Origin of the sequence: Arthrobacter sp. NicSoilB11, assembly GCF_019977375.1 — a bacterium.
Taxonomy (GTDB): domain Bacteria; phylum Actinomycetota; class Actinomycetes; order Actinomycetales; family Micrococcaceae; genus Arthrobacter.
Map to the genome: position 1 here is coordinate 2,653,577 of NZ_AP024657.1, position 22,548 is coordinate 2,676,124.

At 67.4% G+C, this 22,548-nt stretch carries 19 protein-coding genes and 1 tRNA gene; 13 read left to right on the forward strand and 7 right to left on the reverse strand.

All coding sequences use genetic code 11. The features are described from left to right. The first annotated feature begins 62 nt into the window (after positions 1 to 62). The 8 genes from bcp to LDO14_RS12355 all read left to right on the forward strand — a co-directional run bounded on the left by bcp (position 63) and on the right by LDO14_RS12355 (position 10,060). Positions 63 to 536, forward strand: coding sequence for a thioredoxin-dependent thiol peroxidase (gene bcp / locus LDO14_RS12320; RefSeq protein WP_223991963.1), 474 nt, complete (start codon positions 63 to 65; stop codon positions 534 to 536). A gap of 120 nt (positions 537 to 656) precedes the next feature. Continuing rightward, a tRNA-Leu gene (locus LDO14_RS12325) sits at positions 657 to 738 on the forward strand. Between the two features lie 230 nt (positions 739 to 968). After that, positions 969 to 1,661 carry a fasciclin domain-containing protein gene (locus LDO14_RS12330; protein WP_056387927.1) on the forward strand — a complete coding sequence of 231 codons (693 nt, stop codon included), beginning with the start codon at positions 969 to 971 and terminating at the stop codon, positions 1,659 to 1,661. Between the two features lie 160 nt (positions 1,662 to 1,821). Further along, positions 1,822 to 3,489 carry an ABC transporter substrate-binding protein gene (locus LDO14_RS12335; RefSeq protein ID WP_223991964.1) on the forward strand — a complete coding sequence of 556 codons (1,668 nt, stop codon included), beginning with the start codon at positions 1,822 to 1,824 and terminating at the stop codon, positions 3,487 to 3,489. A gap of 79 nt (positions 3,490 to 3,568) precedes the next feature. Continuing rightward, a complete protein-coding gene (locus tag LDO14_RS12340) occupies positions 3,569 to 5,071 on the forward strand; it encodes a malate:quinone oxidoreductase (RefSeq protein WP_056387928.1) in 1,503 nt (500 codons plus the stop codon). Positions 5,072 to 5,139: 68 nt separating this feature from the next. Beyond that, positions 5,140 to 8,370 (forward strand): efflux RND transporter permease subunit, encoded by a 3,231-nt coding sequence (locus LDO14_RS12345; RefSeq protein ID WP_223991965.1) that lies wholly within the window; start codon positions 5,140 to 5,142, stop codon positions 8,368 to 8,370. A 113-nt stretch (positions 8,371 to 8,483) separates the two neighbouring features. Continuing rightward, the gene (locus LDO14_RS12350; protein ID WP_018768350.1) at positions 8,484 to 9,593 is read left to right on the forward strand and encodes an LLM class flavin-dependent oxidoreductase; all 1,110 of its coding nucleotides are present in this window, start codon (positions 8,484 to 8,486) and stop codon (positions 9,591 to 9,593) included. Then, positions 9,593 to 10,060 (forward strand): MarR family transcriptional regulator, encoded by a 468-nt coding sequence (locus LDO14_RS12355; protein ID WP_018768351.1) that lies wholly within the window; start codon positions 9,593 to 9,595, stop codon positions 10,058 to 10,060. Before LDO14_RS12350 ends, LDO14_RS12355 begins: the two co-directional genes overlap by 1 nt. Before the next feature lie 75 nt (positions 10,061 to 10,135). Here the strand turns inward: LDO14_RS12355 and LDO14_RS12360 are convergent, their stop codons facing one another. Continuing rightward, positions 10,136 to 10,942, reverse strand: a complete 807-nt coding sequence (locus tag LDO14_RS12360; protein WP_134163864.1) for a transglutaminase family protein — start codon at positions 10,940 to 10,942, stop codon at positions 10,136 to 10,138. A 66-nt stretch (positions 10,943 to 11,008) separates the two neighbouring features. Further along, entirely contained in the window at positions 11,009 to 11,836 is an 828-nt protein-coding gene (locus tag LDO14_RS12365) for a hypothetical protein (protein WP_043424747.1), read from the reverse strand. Between the two features lie 180 nt (positions 11,837 to 12,016). On the opposite strand from LDO14_RS12365, the gene LDO14_RS12370 reads away from it, so the two are divergent. Both LDO14_RS12370 and LDO14_RS12375 read left to right on the forward strand, forming a co-directional pair. Further along, positions 12,017 to 12,679, forward strand: coding sequence for a DUF1684 domain-containing protein (locus LDO14_RS12370; RefSeq protein ID WP_018768354.1), 663 nt, complete (start codon positions 12,017 to 12,019; stop codon positions 12,677 to 12,679). Between the two features lie 86 nt (positions 12,680 to 12,765). Further along, a complete protein-coding gene (locus tag LDO14_RS12375) occupies positions 12,766 to 13,254 on the forward strand; it encodes a GtrA family protein (protein WP_018768355.1) in 489 nt (162 codons plus the stop codon). A gap of 14 nt (positions 13,255 to 13,268) precedes the next feature. Here the strand turns inward: LDO14_RS12375 and LDO14_RS12380 are convergent, their stop codons facing one another. The 5 genes from LDO14_RS12380 to LDO14_RS12400 are packed head-to-tail and all read right to left on the reverse strand — an operon-like array spanning position 13,269 to position 19,163. Continuing rightward, a complete protein-coding gene (locus tag LDO14_RS12380) occupies positions 13,269 to 14,435 on the reverse strand; it encodes a cysteine desulfurase family protein (protein WP_018768356.1) in 1,167 nt (388 codons plus the stop codon). A gap of 7 nt (positions 14,436 to 14,442) precedes the next feature. After that, positions 14,443 to 15,360: a carboxylating nicotinate-nucleotide diphosphorylase gene (gene nadC / locus LDO14_RS12385; RefSeq protein ID WP_223991966.1), complete on the reverse strand. Its 918-nt coding sequence runs from the start codon at positions 15,358 to 15,360 to the stop codon at positions 14,443 to 14,445. Beyond that, positions 15,353 to 17,155, reverse strand: coding sequence for an FAD-dependent oxidoreductase (locus LDO14_RS12390; RefSeq protein ID WP_223991967.1), 1,803 nt, complete (start codon positions 17,153 to 17,155; stop codon positions 15,353 to 15,355). The genes nadC and LDO14_RS12390 overlap by 8 nt, the downstream gene beginning before the upstream one ends. Next, positions 17,155 to 18,456: a quinolinate synthase NadA gene (gene nadA, locus LDO14_RS12395; RefSeq protein WP_056387944.1), complete on the reverse strand. Its 1,302-nt coding sequence runs from the start codon at positions 18,454 to 18,456 to the stop codon at positions 17,155 to 17,157. Before nadA ends, LDO14_RS12390 begins: the two co-directional genes overlap by 1 nt. After that, complete coding sequence (locus LDO14_RS12400; RefSeq protein ID WP_018768360.1) at positions 18,453 to 19,163, reverse strand: NUDIX domain-containing protein; 711 nt, start codon at positions 19,161 to 19,163, stop codon at positions 18,453 to 18,455. The genes nadA and LDO14_RS12400 overlap by 4 nt, the downstream gene beginning before the upstream one ends. Positions 19,164 to 19,548: 385 nt before the next feature. On the opposite strand from LDO14_RS12400, the gene LDO14_RS12405 reads away from it, so the two are divergent. From LDO14_RS12405 to LDO14_RS12415, 3 genes are all read left to right on the forward strand, one after another. Then, complete coding sequence (locus LDO14_RS12405) at positions 19,549 to 20,856, forward strand: amino acid permease (protein ID WP_223995213.1); 1,308 nt, start codon at positions 19,549 to 19,551, stop codon at positions 20,854 to 20,856. 81 nt (positions 20,857 to 20,937) lie between these two features. Beyond that, on the forward strand, positions 20,938 to 21,765 hold the full coding sequence (locus LDO14_RS12410; protein ID WP_018768363.1) for an alpha/beta fold hydrolase: 828 nt from the start codon (positions 20,938 to 20,940) through the stop codon (positions 21,763 to 21,765). 103 nt (positions 21,766 to 21,868) lie between these two features. Then, entirely contained in the window at positions 21,869 to 22,516 is a 648-nt protein-coding gene (locus tag LDO14_RS12415) for a phosphoribosyltransferase family protein (RefSeq protein WP_223991975.1), read from the forward strand. The last annotated feature ends 32 nt before the right edge of the window (positions 22,517 to 22,548 follow it).

The window sequence follows — 22,548 nt, forward strand, 5'->3', positions numbered from 1 at the left end:
TTAGCACTCGCCCCACGTGCTTACTAGGCTGTTGTGTCCCGCCCGCGACAAGGAGAAAAACAATGGCTGAAAGACTCGTTACCGGCGACAAAGCACCCGCTTTCACTCTTCAGGATTCGACCGGCAAGGACGTCAGCCTGGCTCCCCGGCCCGGCCGCTCCACCATTGTGTATTTCTACCCGGCTGCCTCCACGCCCGGCTGTACCAAGGAAGCCTGCGACTTCCGGGACAGCCTTGCGTCGCTGCAGGCCTCCGGCTACGACGTCCTTGGCATCTCCCCCGACCGGGTTGAAAAACTGGCCAAGTTCGCTGCCAACGAGTCGCTGACGTTCCCCCTGCTCTCCGACGCGGACCACGCGGTGGCCGAGGCTTACGGCGCCTGGGGCGAAAAGAAGAACTACGGCAAGACGTACCAGGGCCTTATCCGCTCCACAATCGTCGTGGACCCCTCTGGCAACGTTTCCCTTGCCCAATACAACGTCCGCGCCACGGGACACGTCGCCAAACTGCGGCGGGACCTCAATCTGGACAACTGACCCCGCAGGCAACCGCCCCTGTCAGTTGTCCAGGCACCCTCCCAGCCACGTACCCGGGCAACGCTACAATGGACACTGGCATCCGCCGTCGAACCTTCAGGGTTCCCGGCAGGAAACCGCGCGCGAGTGGTGAAATTGGCAGACACGCAGGATTTAGGTTCCTGTGCCTTCGGGCGTGGGGGTTCAAGTCCCCCCTTGCGCACCTGGGATCCCCCGGCTTCGGCCGGGGGATTTTGCGTTAAAGGCATGACGGTGCTTGGGCCGGATTAGTGCCTCAAATCGAAAAACTCCAAAGATCACCCATCCACCACTGCCCAACGGCCGAATAGCCATTGAGACACCAGCCAAGGGCAGGTGCTTACCCCAAGGCAGACTGCAGGCCGCGGACATCCCATCCGGGGCGGCAGGCAAAACGATCCAAGGAGAACTGAAATGCAGACCTTCAAGCGCACAACTTTCACCGTCGCAGGCGTTGCAGCGGCCGCTCTGCTCAGCCTCACCGCATGTGGCGGTTCCGGCAGCACCTCCGGTTCGTCGGCGTCGTCGGCGCCGATGTCATCCTCCCCCAGCTCCAGCATGGCGTCCCCGTCCGCCAGTGCGTCGGCCAGCTCCTCGGCCGGCATGATGGACCCGGCCGCAAACCTGGTTGGCCCAGGCTGCGCCGCCTACGCCAAGCAGGTTCCCACCGGTGCGGGCTCGGTGGAGGGCATGGCCCTGGACCCGGTGGCCGTCGCCGCCTCCAACAACCCGATCCTGACCACGCTCACCGCTGCAGTCTCCGGCAAGCTGAACCCCAAGGTGGACCTGGTTGACACGCTCAACGGCGGCGAATTCACCGTCTTCGCGCCGGTGGACGACGCCTTCAAGAAGATCGACGCCGCCACGATCGAGACCCTGAAGACGGACGATGCGCTGCTCAGCAAGATCCTGACCTACCACGTGGTTCCCGGCCAGATCACCCCGGACAAGATTGCCGGCACGCACGCCACGGTCCAGGGCGGCTCCGTCACCGTCACCGGCAGCGGCGACAACCTCAAGGTGGACAACGCCAACGTGGTCTGCGGCGGCGTCAAGACCAAGAATGCGACGGTCTACCTGGTCGACTCCGTCCTCATGCCCAAGTAAGCCCTCTCTTCCCCACATGACCAAGGCCGGGTCCGCTGCAACGAGCGGGCCCGGCCCTGGCGCGTCCCGGACGTGCCTGGGATTGGCCCCATGCCTTGTCCTCTAGACTGGTCCCGGCCCGCAAGGGGCGGAGCCGGCAGCATCCAGAGGTGATAAACGAGTGCCCAGCAGTACATCGCGGCGAACGGTCATCAAGGCCGGCGCCGTCCTCATGGCGCTGGGCATGACGTCATGCACCGGGACGCCGTCCCCTTCCCCCACATCCGGAACGCCCAGTTCCGCGCGGGCGGAGCCTGGTGCCACCTTCAGTTTCGGCACGGCCGCCCAGCCCCTGGGACTGGATCCCGCCCTGTCCAGCGACGTGGAGTCGCAGCGCATCACCCGCCAGATCCTTGAAGGCCTTGTGGGCGTGGACCAGACCACCGGCAAGCCGACCCCGCTGCTGGCCACGGAATGGAACGAGTCCAACGAGGGCCGGACCTACACCTTCAAGCTCCGCTCCGGGGTTACGTTCCAGGACGGCACGCCATTCAACGCCGATGCCGTCTGCGCCAACTTCAACCGCTGGTTCGCGTTTCCCGCCGAGTTGCGGAGGCAGGCGCCAGGCAGCTCGTTCAAGAGCGTGTTCAAGGCGCACTCGGACGAGCCCGGATTGTCCATCTTCAAGAGCTGCACGGCGGTCTCGGCCGACACCGTCCAGATCGACCTGACGCAGCGCTTCACGGCGTTCCTCCAGGCCCTGACCCTGCCGGCTTTCGCCATTGCGTCCCCTGGGGCCCTTGCCGCCGGCACGGCAGACGTCCTGGACCAGAACCGGGGCGGCCAGGCCATGTCCAGGTTCGCCACGAACCCCGTCGGCACCGGGCCCTTCACCCTGGCGGCGTGGGGCAGCGACAGTGTCACCCTCTCCAGCAACAAGACCTACTGGGGTGACCGCGGCCAGATCGCCACCATCAATTTCCAGGCCTACAACCATCCCCAGATTCGCCTCCAGGCCCTGCTGGACGGAAAGATCGACGGCTATGACGCCGTGACCGTGGGGAATTTCGACCAACTGGTCAAGCGCGGCAAACAGATTGTGCAGCGCGACCCGTTCTCGGTGATGTACGTCGGCATGAACCAGGACATCCCGGTACTGCAGAACCAGAAGATCCGGCAGGCGGTGGAGCTTGCGATCGACAAGGAAACCCTGATCCGGAAGTTCTTTATCGACAACACGGCCAAAGCCACGCAGTTTGTCCCGCCCAAGATCAGCGGCTTCAACAATGACGCCCCGGCACTCGGGCACGATCCGTTGAAGGCCAAGGATTACCTCAAGGAGGGCGGCTACGCGGGCGAGGAACTGAAGTTCTACTACCCCATGAACGTCACCCGGCCCTACCTGCCCACGCCGGAAAAGGTTTACGCCGAGCTCAGCCGCCAGCTCACCGCCGTCGGCTTCAATATCCGTCCTGTCCCCGTGGACTGGTCGGACGGCTACCTCCAGAAGGTCCAGTCCGCCGGCGACCACGCGCTGCACATCCTCGGCTGGAACGGCTCGTACTCGGACGCGGACAACTTCGTCGGCCCTCTCTTCGGAGAGAAGAACGGCGAGTTCGGCTACCAGGATCCCCAGGTGTTCTCGAAGATCAACCGGGCACGGGGACTGCCTGACGGCAAGGAACGGGATGAGCTTTATCACACCATCAATGCCCAGATCGCCGCGACCGTGCCGGCAGTCCCCATCGCCTTCCCCATCTCCGCGCTTGCCCTGTCAGACCGGGTGCTGAGCTACCCTGCATCGCCGGTCTTAAACGAAGTTTTCACGAAGGTCCAGCTAAAGCCTTGACGGGCCCGGCCAATTTCAGTATGCGGGCCGCGCGGGGATATTCTGTGACAGCCAGAGCCGCTGCAATCGGAGACTGATCGTGACCTTCATTTCCAAGACCCCACACGCCGACGTTGTCCTGATAGGCGGCGGCATCATGAGCGCCACCCTGGGGGCATTCCTCAAGCAGCTGGAGCCGGACTGGACCATCTCCCTGTTCGAACGGCTGGACCAGCCGGGCCTCGAAAGCTCGGACCCCTGGAACAACGCGGGCACGGGCCACGCCGCCCTCTGCGAACTCAACTACTCCCCCGCAGCCAAAGACGGCTCGGTCAACCCCGGCAAGGCACTGCTCATCAACGAACAGTTCCAGCTCTCCCGCCAGTTCTGGTCCCACTTGGTGGACAACAACCTGATCGGTTCGCCCAAGGGCTTCATCAACACTGTCCCGCACATGAGCTTCGTGATCGGCGAGGACCACACCCGGTTCCTGAAGACCCGCTACGAGGCGCTGAAGCCGCACCCCCTGTTCCGCAGCATGGAGTACTCCGAGGACCACGCGCAGATCGCCAAGTGGGCGCCACTGATCGTCAAGGGACGCGACCCCCAGCAGCGCATCGCCGCCACCCGCGCGGCCGAGGGCACCGACGTCGACTTCGGGGCACTCACGCGCGAGCTGGTGACCTACCTTGGGCACAACGGCGTCGAAATCAACTACAACCACGACGTCACCGGGATCTCCCGCGCCTCCGACGGCGGCTGGGACCTGACGCTGAAGTACCCCAAGTCCGGGGAACACGGCAAGATCCACGCCAAGTTCGTCTTCGTCGGAGCCGGCGGCGGGGCCCTGCACCTGCTGCAGGCCTCCGGCATCCCCGAAAGCAAGGGCTATGGCGGCTTCCCCGTCTCCGGCCAGTTCTTCCGCTGCACGGACGAGGCCATCGCGGCCCAGCACAGTGCCAAGGTCTACGGCCAGGCCTCCGTGGGCGCTCCCCCCATGTCTGTTCCGCACCTGGACACCCGCTACGTCAACGGGAAGCGTTCGCTCCTGTTCGGTCCGTACGCCGGCTTCTCCACCAACTTCCTGAAGAACGGCTCCTACCTGGACCTGCCGCTGTCCATCCGGCCCGGGAACATCATCCCGATGCTGGCCGTGGCCAAGGACAACATGGACCTCACCGCGTACCTCGTCAAGGAAGTGGTCAAGCGGCACGACCAGAAGGTTGAGGCACTGCGCGAGTACTACCCCGAGGCAAAGGGCGGGGACTGGGAACTCATCACCGCCGGCCAGCGTGTACAGATCATCAAGAAAGACCCGCAAAAGGGCGGCATCCTTCAGTTCGGTACCGAGGTGATTGCCGGCCGCGACGGCTCCATCGGTGCGCTCCTGGGCGCGTCGCCCGGAGCCTCAACCGCTGTCCCCATCATGATCGAACTGCTGCAGAAGACGTTCCCCAAGAACTTCAAGGGCTGGCAGGGCAAGCTCAAGGACATGATGCCCGGCTACGGGGTGAAGCTGGATGAGAATCCGAACCTTGCCGCGGAGCTGGAACGGGCAACGGCCGCGTCCCTCCAGCTGGAGAGCGTTTCCGCCAGCCACTGACCCTGCGGGGCCAGCGGCTGGCACCCCCAGGGCATGTACCAGTCACTTAGACCCCCAGGAGACCACCCATGTTCCGGCTGGCGCACCTTTCCCTGGCAAACCGGGCCCTGATCGCACTGATCACCGTGTTCGCCTCGGTCTTCGGCGTGATCACCATGTCATCGCTGAAGCAGGAACTCATCCCTTCCATTGAGTTCCCGCAGATCACGGTGCTCAGCTCCATGCCGGGCGCGTCGCCGGAAGTGGTGGACAAGCAGGTCAGCGGCCCGCTTGAGAAGGCGCTGAACGGCGTGGAGGGGCTGGAATCCACCTCCTCCACGTCACGCACCGGCGTCTCCCAGATCACCATGGTGTTCACGTACGGGTCGAACCTGGACCGGGCCAGGAACCAGATCGACCGGGCCATCTCCAATGCCAAGCGGTCCCTGCCCAGCGATGTCCAGCCGCAGGCCATTGCCGGAAGCATCAGCGACTTCCCCATCGTCTTCCTCGCCGTCTCCTCGGACAAGACGCTCAGCGAGCTGAATGCCGACCTGCAGCGCCTGAGCGTTCCCCGGCTGCAGAAGATCGACGGCGTCCGCAGCGCCGATGTCACCGGCGGCGCATCCCAGCACATCGAGATCCTTCCCAGGGCCGACGCCATGGCAGCGGCGGGTACAGGTGTCACCTCCATCCGGGACGCGCTGTCCAATAACGGCGCGCTGGTCCCCGCCGGGACGCTCCAGGAGCAGGGCAAGACGCTGTCGCTTCAGATTGGCAGCCCGGTGGACTCCCTGGACGCCATCAAGGCACTCCCGCTGGCAGGTGCCAGGAATGGGGCAACAATCGGCTCCGTTGCCGATGTTTCCCTCAAGGATGACGAACGCACCTCCATCACCCGCACCAACGGCGCCGAAACCCTTGCCATCTCCGTGACCAAGAAACCCGAGGGCGACACGGTGGGCATCTCCCATGCGGTGCGGGACTCGCTGAAGGGCCTGGAGGCGGAACTGGGCTCCAACGCCAGGTTCACGCCGGTCTTCGACCAGGCACCCTTCATCGAAAAGTCCATCAAGGACCTCACCACGGAAGGCCTGCTGGGACTGGGCTTCGCCGTCGCCATCATCCTGCTCTTCCTGATGTCCGCCCGCTCCACGCTGGTCACAGCGGTGTCCATTCCGCTGTCCCTGCTGATCACGTTCATCGGCCTGTCGGCCACCGGCTACTCGCTGAACATCCTGACGCTCGGCGCGCTCACCATCGCGATCGGGCGCGTGGTGGACGACTCCATCGTTGTCATCGAAAACATCAAGCGGCACCTCAGCTACGGTGAGGAAAAGTCGACGGCGATCCTCACCGCCATCAGGGAGGTGGCCGGCGCCATCACCGCCTCCACCCTGACCACGGTGGCGGTGTTCCTGCCCATCGCCTTCGTCGGCGAACTGGCCGGCGAACTCTTCCGGCCATTCGCTTTGACCGTGACCATGGCACTGCTGGCGTCGCTGCTGGTGTCGCTGACCATCGTCCCCGTGCTCGCCTACTGGTTCCTAAAAAACCCCAAGGGCGCGGCGGGCAGGGCGCCCGCCGGCTCCCCCGAGGCCCGGCGGATCGCCGAGGAGGCGAAAGCGAAGGCCCACGAAGCCGAACAGCGAAGCCGCCTGCAGCGCGGCTACCTGCCCATCCTCCGGTCCACGCAGAAGCACCCCGTCATCACCCTGGTTGCCGCGGTCCTGGTGCTCGGTGCCACCGGTGCCATGACACCACTGCTTGCCACGAACCTCCTGGGAAACTCGGGACAGAACAGCCTGACCGTACGGCAGGTGCTGCCGGCCGGGACCAGCCTGGCCGACAGCAGCGCCGCCGCCATCCGCCTCGAAGAGGTGCTGCGGGGCATTGACGGCATCAAGGACGTCCAGGTGACCTCCGGCAACGCCCAGGCCGGCTTCGCCGCGCTCACCTCCACCGGATCCTCCAACTCCACCTTCACAGTGGTGACAGACGAAAAGGCCAACCAGGAGCGCCTCCAGGAGACAGTTCGCTCAGAGCTTGCGAAGGTGCCCGACTCGGGCAAGGTATCGGTGGGCACCCAGCAGGGCGGCTTCGGCACGTCATCCACCGTGGACATCACGCTGAAGGCTGCCAGCAGCGCCGACCTGCAGGCCGCCAGCGACACCATGGTCGCGGCCATGACGGGCGTGCCCGGCACCAGCGAAGTTGCCAGCAACCTGGCCGCCAGCAACCCTGTGGTGCAGGTCAAGGTGGACAGGGCCAAAGCCGTCGCCGCCGGCCTGAACGAGCAACAGGTGGCCGGGGTCCTGGCATCGACCATCAGCCCCATCCCTGCGGGCACGGTCCGGATCGATACCAACGATTTTCCCGTCCGCATCGGCCAGGGCACCAAGTTCACCAGCATCGACGCCGTCCGGAACATCCCGCTGCCCGCAGGCGGCCGGCCTGTAACGCTGGGAAGCATCGCGTCCGTGGAGCAGGTGGACGTCCCCGTCTCCATCACCGCCAGCAATGGCGAGCGGACCGCCAAGGTGTCCATCACGCCGTCGGGCTCCAACCTGGGCGCGGTGAACACGGAAGTCCAGAAGCGCCTGGCGGACGTCCAGCTGCCCGCCGGCGTCACCGCGGCGATCGGCGGCGCCACCACCCAGCAGGCAGAATCGTTCCGGCAGCTGGGCCTGGCCCTGCTGGCAGCCATCGCCATTGTCTACGTGATCATGGTGGCCACCTTCAAGTCGCTCGTCCAGCCGCTGATCCTGCTGGTCTCGGTTCCGTTCGCTGCGACCGGCGCGGTGGCCCTGCTGCTGCTCACCGGAGTGCCCCTGGGCCTGCCGTCGCTCATCGGCATGCTGATGCTGGTGGGCATCGTGGTTACCAACGCCATCGTGCTGATCGACCTGATCAACCAGTACCGGCAGCCGCGCGACGGCAGGTCCGGCATGAACGTGGCGGACGCCATCACCAACGGCGCACGCCAGCGCCTCCGCCCCATCCTGATGACGGCCCTTGCCACGGTCTTCGCCCTGACGCCGATGGCCCTGGGCATCACGGGCGGCGGCGGGTTCATCTCGCAGCCGCTGGCCGTGGTGGTGATCGGCGGGCTGGTGTCCTCCACCGCACTGACCCTGATCCTGGTCCCGGTGCTGTACCGGCTGGTGGAGGGACGGCGCGAGAAAAAGGCACTCCTGCGCGACCTGCAGGCCCGCCCCGAAATGGGACCGGGTGCCGACCTCGACGCCGAATTCATGGACTGGACCACCGGCCAGGTCCCCAAGGTCAGCGGCCGGCGCGCCGCTCCCGGCGCAGACTAAACGGCGGAATATTTCCGGCGTGGCTGCGTTGTATCCGGCGATAGATGCAAATGCATCTAAATTGGTTTACACTGGAGCCAAGCCCAGCAAGTCCAGGAACGGAAAGGCACGCCATGCAGATCGGTGTTTTCAGCGTCAGCGACATCACCACGGACCCCACCACGGGCCGCACCCCCACCGAGCACGAACGCATCAAGGCCTCGGTGGCCATCGCCAAAAAGGTCGAGGAAATCGGCATGGATGTCTACGCCCTGGGCGAGCACCACAACCGGCCCTTCTTCTCCTCCTCACCCACCACCACCCTCGCGTACATTGCAGCCCAGACCGAACGGATCATCCTCTCCACGGCCACCACGCTGATCACCACCAATGACCCGGTGAAGATCGCCGAGGACTTCGCCATGCTCCAGCACCTGTCCGACGGGCGCGTGGACCTGGTCCTGGGCCGCGGCAACACCGCCCCGGTGTACCCGTGGTTCGGCAAGAACATCCAGGACGGCGTGGAGCTGGCCATTGAGAACTACAGCCTCCTGCGCAAGCTGTGGGACGAGGACACCGTCAACTGGTCCGGCAAGTTCCGCACCCCGCTGCAGAACTTCACCTCCACGCCCCGGCCGCTCGACGGCGTGGCCCCCTTCGTGTGGCACGGCTCCATCCGTACCCCGCAGATCGCGGAGGTGGCCGCGTACTTCGGCGACGGCTTCTTCGCCAACAACATCTTCTGGCCCAAGGAGCACTACCAGCAGCTGATCGGCCTCTACCGCGAGCGGTACGAGCACTACGGACACGGCAAGGCGGACCAGGCGATCGTCGGGCTCGGCGGCCAGTTCTTCATGCGGAAGAACTCCCAGGAGGCGGTAAACGAATTCCGCCCATACTTCGACAACGCCCCCGTGTACGGCCACGGACCGTCCCTGGAGGACTTCACCTCCCAGACCCCGCTGACCGTGGGCAGCCCGCAGGAAGTCATCGAGAAGACCCTGACCTTCCGCGAGCACTTCGGCGACTACCAGCGCCAGCTGTTCCTGATCGACCATGCCGGCCTGCCGCTGAAGACCGTCCTGGAGCAGCTGGACCTGTTCGGCGAGGAAGTCCTGCCCGTGCTCCGCAAGGAGTACGCGGCCCTCAAGCCAGCGCACGTTCCCGAGCCTCCCACCCACGCCGGCCGTGTCGCCGCCCTGCTGGCATCGCAGGACGCCGACAAAGCCACCGCGGAGGCGTGATGGCTGCGGGAGGAACGGAATCGCCGGTGCGGCTGGCAGCCGAAACCTGGGAGTCCCTGTTCCGCGCCCAGGTAGCGGTGATGCGCAAGCTGCAGTCCGGGCGGGCTTTCCGGAAGCTGGCGGTCAACGAATACGACGTCCTGTTCACGCTCTCCCGGTGCCCGTCCGGCTGGCTGCGGCTCAACGAGCTCAACGACAACGTGCTGTTGAGCCAGTCCAGCCTGAGCAGGCTGGTGGAGCGGCTCGAAAAGCGGGGGCTTGTGGCCAGAATGCCGGCCCCCGAGGACGGCCGCGGCATCCTGCTGAAGCTGACCGACGAGGGGCGGGAGCTGCAGAAGGAAATCGGCCGCGAGCACGTCCGGGACATTTCCGCGCTGGTGGGTCCCGCCCTGACGGCCGCGGAGCAGAAGGAACTGAAGCGGCTCACGGACAAGCTGCGAAGTTCGCTGGGTCCCCTTCCGCGGTAGCAGGCGGCTTCCCGGCGGCCGCACGGGCCGGCCGAACAGGACGGCCCGTGCCGGGTGGACAGCCAGGGTGGACAGTCAGCCGAGCGCCACCAGCCGGGAGGGATCCTCGCCGGGCAGGTCCCCGTCAACCACGGCCGTGACGCGCAGCTGGTTCAACACCAGGCTTCCACCCACCGTGGAAAGGAACGCCGTGTCTGATGAGTCGCGGCCGGCGGTAATGCGCAGCATCGACTCCCGCGGCGCGAGCCCCGTGGGGTCGATGACGTGCCAGGCCCCCTCCACGTAGGCTTCCGCCACGGCGTGGAAATCCATCGGGCTCAGGCCCGGTGCGTAGACGGCCGCCAGCCGGGCCGGGATGTCCTTGGAGCGGAGCAGCGCGATGGCCAGGTGCGCAAAGTCCCGGCACACGCCGCGCCTGCTGAGGAGGGTCTCCACGGCACCGTCCGTGCCGCGGGAGGAGCCGCTGATGTACCGCAGTTCACCGTTGACCCAGTCGCGGACGGCGCGCACCAGGTCCGCTCCCTGGACCCCTTCGAACTCGGCATAGGCCGTGGGCAGCAGCCGGTCCGACTCGGCATACCGGCTGGGGCGGACGTAGCGGATCCGCTCGGCCAGGGTGGCGTCTTCCGGAACGGCGCGGCCCGTCACCGTGGCGGAATAGTCCACGCTGACGTCGGTGGGTTGGGCAAACTCCATGTAGTGGAACCGGCCGCCGTGGTGGTCGGAAACTTCCGTGAGAGGAACCTCGGCCCCGCCGGCAGTGACGGAGAGGGACTCCGTGAAGGATGAGTAGCCGCTGTTCCGTGCTACGGCGATGGCCATGGCCACCTTGGTGTTGGCGATGGTCCTGAAGGCCAGGCGTGCGGAAACAGAGCGTTCCATGTCTCTCCGGGGGTGTTGGGGGAAGGTAAGTCGCACACCCCGCACTTGTGAGTGCCGGCAGCGGGACTAGTTTTTGACCTTCAGCGACATTAGCATCCGCTGCACGTTGGCGAAGTCAGCGCTTTCGTTGACGTACTGGGCGGCCTGGCCAAGGGTGTCGAAGGCCTTCGCCGGTGCCACTTTCTCATCCGGCGCAAAGGCTTTGAGGGTCACCAGGTCGCCGAACGAGTAGTCCCCCTTGCCGGCCGGACCACGAACCACGTTGCGCAGCCCGCACGCCTGCCCGTCTGTTCCGCCCACCAGGTTGGTGATGCCGTAGGAACCGAAGTAGCGGTACCCCTGGATCACCCGGTAGACCATCCGCGGCGGGATGGTTCCCTCCCCGCCCGGGACGGAGAGCTCAAAAGGCACGCTGCTGATCACGGTGTACGGGTGCCGTGCGTTGTCGGGACAGTCGACGTTCGACGGCGGCAGTCCGGTCCTGAGCGCGGCGACGAAGGTTCCGTCGGGCTTCTTCACCTCAATCTTCAGCCCACCGGGAAGCACGCCTTCCTCGGGCGCCACCGACTGCGCGATCCAGTCCGCCGGCAGGTCGAAGCTCACCGTCCTGGCAGGATCCGAGTATGTCTTCCAGGAGGCGGCGGTGGCCGCCCCCTGCGGCTCGCCGGCCGTTGCGGAGGCAGGGGCCGGGACGGTGCCGCCGGCGTCCGGTGACGCCGACGCCGTTCCGGATGTTGGCCCGGCCGCTGCAGATCCGGAGATTGCGGCCCCGGAGGTTGCCGGCTGTGCCGTCCATCCCGGGCCGGCCGGTGATCCGGAGCAACCCGTCAGCAGGACCACGGCGGCCACCAGTGACATCCGGGGAAGAGCGCTCAATACTTCCTTGCCTGTCATGGAAGCCAGCCTAATAGCGGCATGGCTCCTCTCCGGGCCGGCACGGCGGTGTTTCCTGCGCTTGCGAACGGTGTTCCGTGGCCCCCTCTGCCGGGCGCCGGCCATCCGTTCCCCCGGGCACATACCCGGCGTGTCGCCGTCGGACGGCTGCCACGCTGCCCGGGGACTAGGCTGGGGGTTATGGCGGAAGAGCAGCACGGCGCAGCCGAAGACAACCCGGCGGACATCTCCGCCCTGGATATCGCCGACTGGCGGCTGAGGACCTTTGCGCTCTACGACACCGTCCGCCGGCTCTCGGTTGAAAGCCCGTCCGAGGCACACTCGTACTGGCGCCACCAGCGTGACATGATGTTCGCCACCCACCCGGCTTCTGCGCTGACCGCCGCGGGCAAGGCGCGCTTCTCCGGGCTGAAGACCGCCGACTACGATCCCATCTACCGGTTCCACGTGCCCTTGACCAAAGAGGGTGCCGGCCGCGAGATGAGCGTCGACACCGGGACCGACGGCGTGGTGCACTTTGTCCGGCTGGGCACCTTCGATTTGCCCGAAATGGGCCAGCTCGCGGTGTGGAAGCTCCACGGGTACGGCGGCGGGATCTTCGTTCCGTTCCGCGATGCCACGGCAGGCCAGCCCGGCGGCACCTACGGGGCGGGTCGCTACCTGATCGACACCATCAAGGGCGCCTTCCACGGCGTAGCCGGCACCGGCCCGGGCGCCATGTTCGTCCTGGATTTCAATTTCGCCTACAACCCCTCCTGCGCCTACAACGAGGCCTGGGCCTGCCCGCTGCCCGGGCCCTCCAACCGGCTGGCAGTGGAAATTCCCGTGGGCGAGCTGTACTGACGGATGGCGGTTCGTCCTGGGCGCCCTGTGCGCATCTCCTGCTTGCCCCCTGCCCGCGGCGCTGACCGTCCTGCCGGTGCCACCGGATGAGGCAGGGACTGTCCGCACCAGCAGTACCGGAGACCAGCACCCGGCGCCTGCCTGCCACCAGGCATTACCGGGGAGTCCTGCGCTATCCGGTCATCCGGCAGTTGCTCCGCTTCTCCGGTGTCGGCGTCATCTGCACCGCTGCATCACTGTGCCTCTACGCGCTGCTGCGGCCATGGCTTGGCGCCCAGCTGGCCAACGCGGTGGCGCTGGTCCTCACGTCGCTCTTGAACACTGCCTTGAACCGCCGGCTGACGTTCAAGATCGCAGGCCAGCAGCGCCGCACCCGTGACCACCTCAACGGCCTGGTGGTGATCGCCGTGGCCCTGGTGATCACCGGCAGCAGCCTGGGTGTGCTGCACTGGTTCAATCCGGAGGCCACCGTGGCGGACGAACTGCTGGCCACCACGTTGTCCGGCTTCCTGGCCACGGCGGTGCGCTTCAGCATGCTGCGGCACTGGATTTTCCGCCGCGCGCGGCACCGCTGACCAGGCAGCGACGGTCAGCGGCCTTTGCCCGCGCCCAGGTTCTTGACACTGGCGACGGCGGCCCGCACCGCGTCCGCAGCCACGTCCAGTTCCTCCCGGGTTACCGATGCGTCGAAACTGAACCGGACCGCTGTCTGCGCCACTTCGGCGGAAATTCCCAGCGCGGTAAGCACGGGCGACGGCGCATCCGAGCCGGCAGCGCAGGCTGAACCGCTGGAGCAGACCACGCCGCTCCGTTCCAGCTCCAGCAGCACAGACTCGCCGCTGGTTCCGGGGAAGCAGAATGATGCTACGGAGGGCAGCCGTTCGGAGGGGTGGCCGGTCAGGACAGCGTCCGGCACCGCGGCCAGCACGGCGGCGATGAAACGGTCCCGCAAGGCGGCCACCCTTGGCTGCTGGCCGGCCTGCCGGCCGTGGGCCAGCGTGAGGGCCGTGGCCAGCCCCACCGCCCCGGCCACGTTTTCCGTCCCCGAGCGGCGGCCCCTTTCCTGGCCGCCGCCGTGAATGACCGGTTCCAGCCGCGTACGGCTCCGGACGAAGAGCAGGCCGCAGCCTTTGGGCGCCCCCAGCTTGTGCCCGGAGATGCTCATGGCGTCCACGCCCAGGGCCTTGGTGTCCAGCGGCAGCCATCCGGCGGCCTGGACGGCATCCGTATGGAAGGGGATTCCGTGGTGGTGGGCGAGTTCTGCGAGCGCGGCGATGGGCTGGACGGTGCCCACCTCATTGTTGGCGTACATGATGCTGACCAGCGCGGTCTCCGGGCACAGCACCCCGGCCAGCGCATCAGGGGTGACCTGGCCGGTTGCGTCGACCGGCACCACGTCCACCACGAAGCCGTGGAAACGCTCCAGGTAGCGCGCGGATTCCTCCACGGCCGGATGTTCGACGGCGCTGATCACCACCCGGTTCCAATGCGGGTTTGCCGCCTGCCGGGCCAGGGCAATGCCCTTGACGGCCAGGTTGTCCGCTTCCGTTCCCCCGGAAGTGAACACGACCTCGCCCTGCCGGCAGCCAAGGACGCCGGCCACCGCTGCCCGCGCCCCCGCGAGCGCCGCAGCTGCCGCCTCACCAAGGGTGTGGTGGCTGGAGGGGTTCCCGAAGGAGCCGGTGAGGTAAGGCCACATGGCGTCCAGTACTTCGCGGCGGACGGGGGTGGTGGCGGCGGCGTCGAGGAAGATCATGGCGTGCTCACCAGGCGGTCAGTTCGACGTCGAGGCCCAGGTCCAGTGCGGCCACGGTGTGCGTCAGTGCCCCCACCGAGATGACGTCCACCCCTGTGGCGGCAATCGCCGCGACGGTGCCGGGGTTGACGTTGCCGCTTGCTTCCACGCGGGCGCGACCGGCCACGAGGGCCACGCCGGCCTTCAGCTCCTCAACCGTGAAGTTGTCCAGCATGATGGTGTCCACGCCGGCGGCCAGCACGGGCTCGATCTGCTCCATGCTGTCCACTTCCACTTCAAAGTGGGTGGTGTGCCCCAGCTGGGCCTTGGCGGCCAGCAGGAGCCCGGTGAGCTTTGCCGGGTCTCCCCCGGTCATCACGGCCAGGTGGTTGTCCTTGGCCAGCACCGCGTCGGACAGGCTGTACCGGTGGTTTGCGCCGCCGCCGCACCGTACGGCGAACCGTTCCAGCACGCGCAGGCCCGGCGTGGTCTTGCGCGTGTCGGTGATGCGGGCCCGGGTCCCCTCGGCGAGCCGGACGAACGCGGCGGTCTTGGTGGCGATGGCGGACATCCGCTGGACCAGGTTGAGCGCCACGCGTTCTGCCATCAGCACCGAACGGGCGCTGCCGGTGACCCTCGCAAGGTGCGTGCCGGCGTCGAACGCTTCCCCGTCCGCCACGAGCAGCTCCACCTGGGTGGCGGGATCCACCAGCTGCATCGCGTCGCGGAACACTGTTGCGCCGCTGAGGACCCCGGCCACCCGGGCATTGAGGACGGCCGTGGCGCGGGCCGAGGCGGGAATGAGCAGTTGCGAGGTGATGTCGCCGGAGGGTGCATCCTCGGCGAAGGCCCGTTCCAGGATCTCCCTGACCGGTGCCACGGGAAGGGTGAGGTCCAGTGCGGGGCGCAGGGTGGCTGCCTGGTCGATCACGGCGGGTTCAGTCATGGAGCAGGCTCGCTTTCGGGCGCGGAGGGTAAGTGGTTTCAGGGTCTGCGGGATCATCACTGCGGTAGTGCGCCCCGAGGGATTCGCGGCGGCCAAGGGCGCCGTTGACGAGCAGCTGGGCGGCCAGCAGCAGGTTCCGGTCCTCAAGCACGGCAGGGCCGGCAGAGGGCGAGTCAGCATGGGGACGGACGACGGCGGCCCACCGGTCAAGAGTGGAAGCAGCCTCAGCCAACAATTCCCCGGACCGCAAAACCCCGGCATGCGAGGTCATGAGGCGGCGAAGGGCGCCCCGCGAAAACGCCTCCCCGGCCTCCCCGCCCCCGCCGAAGTTGGACGGCAGGCTCCCGAGCGGACCATCTGGCCGGTCCGCCGCGCCTTCTGCGGCAGCACCCAAGGGGACCCGACAAACGTCGACTGAGGGTGCTCCGGAAGCGAGCGTCAAGGGGAGGCCGGCAGCGGCCGAGACAGCGAGCGGAGGAGCGCCGTCAGGCGACACCCAAGGAAGCGCGTCACCGCAGAGGAAGTCTTCGACAGCGCGGCGGCCAAAGACGAGTCCTTCGAGGAGGGAGTTGCTGGCCAGCCGGTTTGCCCCTTGGACGCCGGTGCACGCAACTTCACCGGCTGCGTAGAGCCCGGGGACGGTGGTGCGGGCGTGGAGGTCGGTGGTTACGCCGCCCATCCAGTAGTGGGCGGCGGGTGCGACGGGGACCAGTTCGCGGGTCCAGTCGATACCGGCGTCGAGGGTCTTGCGGGTGAGGGTGGGGAACCGCTGTTGGAGGAACCCGTTGCCCCTGGCCTGTTCGATGGCGCGGGCGTCGAGGTAGGCGTGGCCGTTGGGGTCACCGAGTTTGGCGAGGTGGAGGGCGATGCTGCGTGAGACGACATCGCGGGGTGCCAGTTCGGCGTCTGGGTGGTAGGCCTTCATGAAGCGCCGGCCGTTGGAGTCGAGCAGGACGGCGCCTTCGCCGCGGACGGCTTCGGAGATCAGCAGGGGTCCGTCCAGGCGTCCGGGGTGGGCGGTGGCGGAGCTGACCAGGCAGGTGGGGTGGAACTGGAAGAATTCGAGGTCTGCCGTGGCTGCGCCGGCGCGGACGGCGAGCGCCAGGCCGTCGGCGGTGGCCACGGCGGGGTTGGTGGTTTGGGCGAACAACTGGCCGGCTCCCCCGGTGGCGAGCAGGACGGCGTCCGCGTCCAGGCTGAGGTTGCGGCCGTCCTGGTGGTATTCGACCCCGCTCACATTCCCGTCGCGGGTGGTGAGGGCTGTGACGTGGGCTTCCGTGAGGAGCGTCAGCTTACCCGCGTCCCGCAGGGACAGGACCGCCTGGATCAGTGCACCGGCGACGCGCGCGCCCGTGGCGTCCCCTCCTGCGTGCAGGATGCGCGGGGCACTGTGTGCTGCCTCGAGCCCAAGGGCCGGGCCGCCGTCGTGCCTTGCGTCACCGTGGCCCGCTTCCGCTGGCCCCGCGTCAAACGCCACCCCGTAGCGCTGGAGGCCGGCGATGTCCTGCCGTGCCTGCGTGCACATCAGCCGGACGGCGTCCTCGTTGCAGTGCCCCGCCCCTGCCCGGAGCGTGTCCGCGATGTGCGCGGCAACGGTGTCCCCCGGCGCAGGTTCGGCGAGCACGGCGGAGATGCCGCCCTGCGCGTACCAGGTGTTGCTGTGCTCCAGTGCGCCTTTGGTCACCAGCACCACGTCGGCGCCGGCATCTGCGGCAAGCAGGGCGGCGTAAAGTCCCGCGATGCCGCTTCCGACGACGGCGAGCCGGCGGGCGGGTGCGTCGGGCCCGCGGCGCATCAGGGCCTCGCAGCGAGCATGCGCTCGAGCGCCGTCCTGGCGTTGGCCTGTACATCGTCAGCCACCGTGATGCGGTTGACGATGCGGCCGGCCACCAGTTCCTCCAGCACCCAGGCAAGGTAACCGGGGTGGATGCGGTACATCGTGGAGCAGGGGCAGATCACCGGGTCCAGGCAGAAGATGGTGTGCTGCGGGTATTCGGCGGCGAGCCGGTTCACCATGTTGATTTCGGTGCCGATGGCGAACGTGGTGGGCTCGGTGGCTGCGGCGATGGCTTTCTTGATGAAGTCGGTGGAGCCGGCGGAATCGGCGGCGTCCACCACTTCCATGGGGCATTCGGGGTGCACGATCACCTGCACGCCGGGGAAATCGGCGCGGGCCTTCTCGATCTGGGCTACGTTGAAGCGCTTGTGCACGGAGCAGAACCCGTGCCAGAGGATCACCCGGGAGTCGAGCAGCGCCTGTTCGTCGTTGCCGCCGAGGTCCTTGCGCGGGTTCCACATGGGCATCTGCCCAAGCGGTACGCCCAGGGCCTTGGCGGTGTTGCGGCCGAGGTGCTGGTCGGGGAAGAACAGCACCCGCTGTCCGCGCTGGAACGCCCACTCCAGGACGGTCCTGGCGTTGGAGGAGGTGCAGACGATGCCGCCGTGCTCGCCGCAGAAAGCCTTCAGGGCTGCGGAGGAATTCATGTAGGTGACGGGGATGACCGGAACCCGGCCGTCGGCGTCGGGCTCGGTGCCGAAGATCTCCGCCAGCTGCTCCCAGCATTCCTCCACGGAGTCCGCGTCCGCCATGTCGGCCATGGAGCAGCCGGCGGCGAGGTTGGGCAGGATGACCGCCTGCTCCGGGGTGGAGAGAATGTCCGCGGTTTCGGCCATGAAATGGACCCCGCAGAAGACGATCGCCTCGGCCTCCGGCCTGGTGAGTGCCGCGTTGGCGAGCTGGAAGGAGTCACCCACGAAGTCGGCGTACTGGATCACCTCGTCGCGCTGGTAGAAGTGGCCCAGGATGACGGCGCGTTCGCCCAGTTCGGCTTTGGCGGCTTTGATCCGTTCGCCGAGTTCGGCGTCGCTGGCCCGCTTGTATTCCTCGGGGAGCTGGCCCTGGCGCGGGGTGGTGGCGGGGGCGGGGTCGGCGCTGGATGCACCCGGGCCGTAGGCGGGGACACCCGCCAGCGCCTCGGCCAGGTCGTAGTCCCAGGGTCCGCTCGCCAGTGCCGGGCTGCAGGTGCTGCGTTCGGCTGCGCCTTTTTCGGCCTGTTCGCGCGTGATCAGCTGGATTGCCGTGTTGACGCTGCTCATGGTGTGCTCCTGTTGTCTGGGTCAAGGCCTGGCCGGCCGGTGTAGCGGTAGAGGCGTGGCGGACGGTGTTTCCCGCCTTGGAGGTATTCCCCGGTTTCTTCGATTTCCGGGGTGGATTTGAGTTGCCGGCGGAAGTTGGCGGGATCCAGTTCGCGGTCCAGGACAGCTTCGTAGACTTCGCGGACCTGGGCCAGGGTGAAGTACTCGCCCAGCAGGTGGTACGCCACTGAGCCGTAGGCCAGCTTGTTGCGCAGTCGCCCGAGGGCGTAGTCAACGATCGCGTTGTGGTCGAAGGCCAGCCCGCCCAGGCGGTCCGCGCGGAACCACCGCACGTTCTCGGATTCGTCGGCGAGCGCAGCCTCCGTGGGCTGGACCAGGGCCCAGTACACGATGGAGACCACGCGCTGCGTGGGTGAGCGGTGCAGGCCGCCGAAGGCGTACAGCTGCTCAAGGTAGCGGGGCGCCAGGCCTGTGGTTTCCCGCAGGTTCCTGGCCGCGGCGTCCTGGAGCGACTCCTCATGGCTGAGGGGGCCGCCCGGCAGTGCCCACAGCCCCTTGAAGGGCTCACGGATGCGCCGCACCAGGGGCAGCCACAGCGTGGGACGGCCCGACGTTTCACTGGGCCGCAGGGCGAAGATCACCGTGGAAATGGCCAGCGACGGCGGCGCGGCCTGCCGCTCAGACACGTTTGCCGAGCTGTAGTACACGTTCCACCGCCTCTCGTCGTGCCCATCGCCGGATGCGGCGGTTCTTCAGAGTTATGGTCAAGTTGACCAAAACTAATTCTACGACCAGCAGCGCAGGAATGGGAAATGTTTCTGCTGCCGCCTGGGGACGCCGGAACGGTCCAGGGTCAAGGGCGCGCCCGCCCTTCTCCCCTGGCGGTTCTTCCTGCCGTTTTTGGGCGGCTCCTCGAAGCCGGTAAATTCAAAAGGTCCCACAAGGACCCCCGGACCATCCGGACCGGACTGTCGAACCAGCTCCAGAAGGTGCACCATCCCAATGACGATGAAGTCTGGCCGGACCATGTCCGCCGCAGCCCCGCCCAAGACGCCGGCAAGCCACAGCATGAAGCCGCGCCAGCTCACCATGATGGGGCTGGGCAGTGCCATCGGCGCAGGCTTGTTCCTGGGATCGGGTGCCGGGGTCCAGGCCGCCGGACCGGCAGTCCTCATCTCCTACCTGGTGGCCGGCACGCTGATCATCCTGGTGATGTGGGCCTTGGGCGAAATGGCGGCCGCCAACCCGAACAGCGGCGCCTTTTCCGTTTACGCCGGGCGGGCCATGGGCCGTACGGCCGGGGCCACCATCGGATGGCTGTGGTGGCTGCAGCTGGTGGTGGTGATCGCAGCCGAGGCACTGGGCGCCGCCGGGCTGCTGTTCTCCGTCTGGCCCATGATCCCGGCCTGGGCGCTGGCGCTGCTGTTCATGGTGGTGTTTACCGGCATCAACCTGGCCGGTGTCCGGAACTTCGGTGAGTTCGAGTTCTGGTTCGCCATCCTCAAGGTGGCCGTCATCGTGCTGTTCCTTGCAGTGGGGGCCGCTTTGCTCCTGGGGCTGCTGCCCGGCGTCGACTCCCCGGGAGCCGGAAACCTTACCGGCAACTTTGCTCCCCAGGGTCTGGGCGGCGTTGCGGCGGCCCTGTTCGTGGTGATCTTCGCATTCGGCGGGACGGAAATCGTCTCGGTGGCCGCGGCCGAAACCGAGGACCCGGAACGCAGCGTGGGCAAGGCCATCCGGACCGTGGTGTGGCGCATCCTGGTGTTCTACATCGGCTCCGTCTTCGTCATCGCCGCCGTCCTCCCCGCCACATCCAGCAGCCTGGCCTCGCCCTTCGCCGGGGTGCTGGATGCGGCCCGGATCCCCGGTGCGTCCACCGCAATCACCTTGGTGGCCGTCGTCGCACTTCTCTCGGCACTGAACGCCAACCTCTATGGCGCGTCCCGCATGGTGTACTCCCTGGCGCAGCGCGGTGAAGCGCCGCGCGTCCTGACCCGCCTCAACGGCGCCGCCGTGCCCCTGGCCGCAGTGGCGGTATCGGTGGCCTTCGGCTTCATCGCCACCGTCCTGGAGCTGCTGTTCCCGGACCGGATCCTGCCCGCCCTGTTCCAGCTGGTGGGATCGACGTGCCTGGTGGTCTGGGGCAGCGCCCTGGTCTCCCAGTTGATCCTGCGCCGCCGGGCAGACCGGGACGGAATCCCGCTTCCGCTGCGGATGAAGGGCTTTCCCGGCCTGACCATCCTGGGCCTGGTCCTCCTTGGGGTGATTTTTGCCGTCGGCCTCAGCGCGGAGAGCAGCCGGGTGCAGCTTTTCAGCACCTTCGCCCTGGTTGCCGGCATCGCGCTGGCGTGTGCTGCCGGGGCCCGCCTCACCGGCAGGGACCAGCCTGCCAACAGGTAGAGTGGTGCGTACCTTTCCAAGGAAGACGCACCGACGCGCCGGGCCCGCCCAGGCGCCGTACCTGATTGGGGAACTGACACCATGAGCGGCAGGCACACCGGACAGCAGCACGCGCACACCGTTGAAGGCACCGACCCCCAGCTGTATGTGGCGGTCCATGAGCCCGCAAACGATGCCGGCCTGCGGCCGGTCCTGCTGCTGCACGGCTTCTCCTCCTCCTCCAAGCTCAATTGGGAGGACACCGGCTGGGTGTCGGCGCTGCTCGAGGCCGGCCGCCGGGTCATCACCGTGGACCTTCCCGGCCACGGCCGCAGCGGCGCGCCGGAGGACCGTGACTCCTACTCCCCCAGCAGGATCAGGGCGGACCTGCTCCAGGCGGCGTTCGACGCCGGCGTCCACCCCCTGCAGGACGGCGACCCTTCCAGCGGGCTGGACGTCGTAGGCTACTCCCTGGGATCCAGGCTCGCCTGGGAGTTCGCCGCAACCCAGCCCGAGCTGGTGCACCGGCTGGTGCTCGGCGGCCCCAACGACTCCGACCCCCTTGCTGCATTCGATCTCATCGCCGCCCAGGACTACCTTGCGGACGGGACACCGATCCAGGACGAATCAACCGCCCAGCTCCTGAAGATGGCATTGCTGCTGCCGAACAACAACATCTTCGCGCTGCTGTCCCTGGTGGAGGCCATCAAGGCCGAGCCCTACGACCCCGCCGAGGCAGTCCCCCATGTTCCCATGCTGCTGGTGGCGGGCGACAAGGACGAACGCGCTGCGATCCTGCCCAGGCTCGCCGAGCTGGCCCGCGGCGCCGGTTCCATGGTCGAACAGCTGGTCCTCCCGGGCCGGAACCACACCAACGCCATCACCAGCAGGGCCTTCAAGCAGGCCGCGATCTCGTTCCTGTCCGTCTAGGCAGGGCCCGGGTCTTGCTGGAAAGCCTGGCCCCGGGCTGAAACCGCCAGGGCATCCAGCAGTACGCTGGGGGCAGGCAGGCCGCAGTTGCCGGGAGGGACAGATGGGTACGCGTTTCGAAGACCGCACTGACGCCGGCCACCGCCTGGCCGCTGCGCTTGGACAGTTCCAGGAACAGCCGGACACCGTGGTCCTGGGCCTGGCGCGCGGCGGTATTCCTGTCGCCGCGGCTGCAGCGGCTGCCCTCGGCCTGCCCCTGGGCACCGTCCTGGTGCGGAAGCTGGGCATTCCGGGTCACGAGGAAACCGCCTTTGGGGCGCTGGCCTGGGCGCAAGGGCGCACGGTCCGGTTGATCAACAAGCCGTTGCTGGAACGCGTCCTTGACCACGGCGTGCAGCAGGAATGGCTGGATGACGTTGAGAGGCGCGAACGGGACGAACTGCTCCGTCGGGTGGAGCTGTATCCGGGAACCGGCATCGACGTGGCGGACAGGACCGTCCTCCTGGTGGATGACGGCCTGGCCACGGGCGCCACGATGCGTGCCGCCGTCGAAGCCATGCGGGAGGGCGGCGCGGCTGCCGTGGTGGCGGCAGCTCCCGTGGGATCGATCGACGCCGAAGCCTCGCTTGAGCGTGTGTGCGAAGCCGTGGTGTGCCTGCACCTGCCGGGAAGATTCCGGGCTGTTGGAAGCTATTACCGGCACTTTGGGCAGTTGAGCGACGACGACGCGGTCAGGCTGCTGGCGCACTAGGCCGCCCGGAAGCACAGCAGGCCCGGACCTTG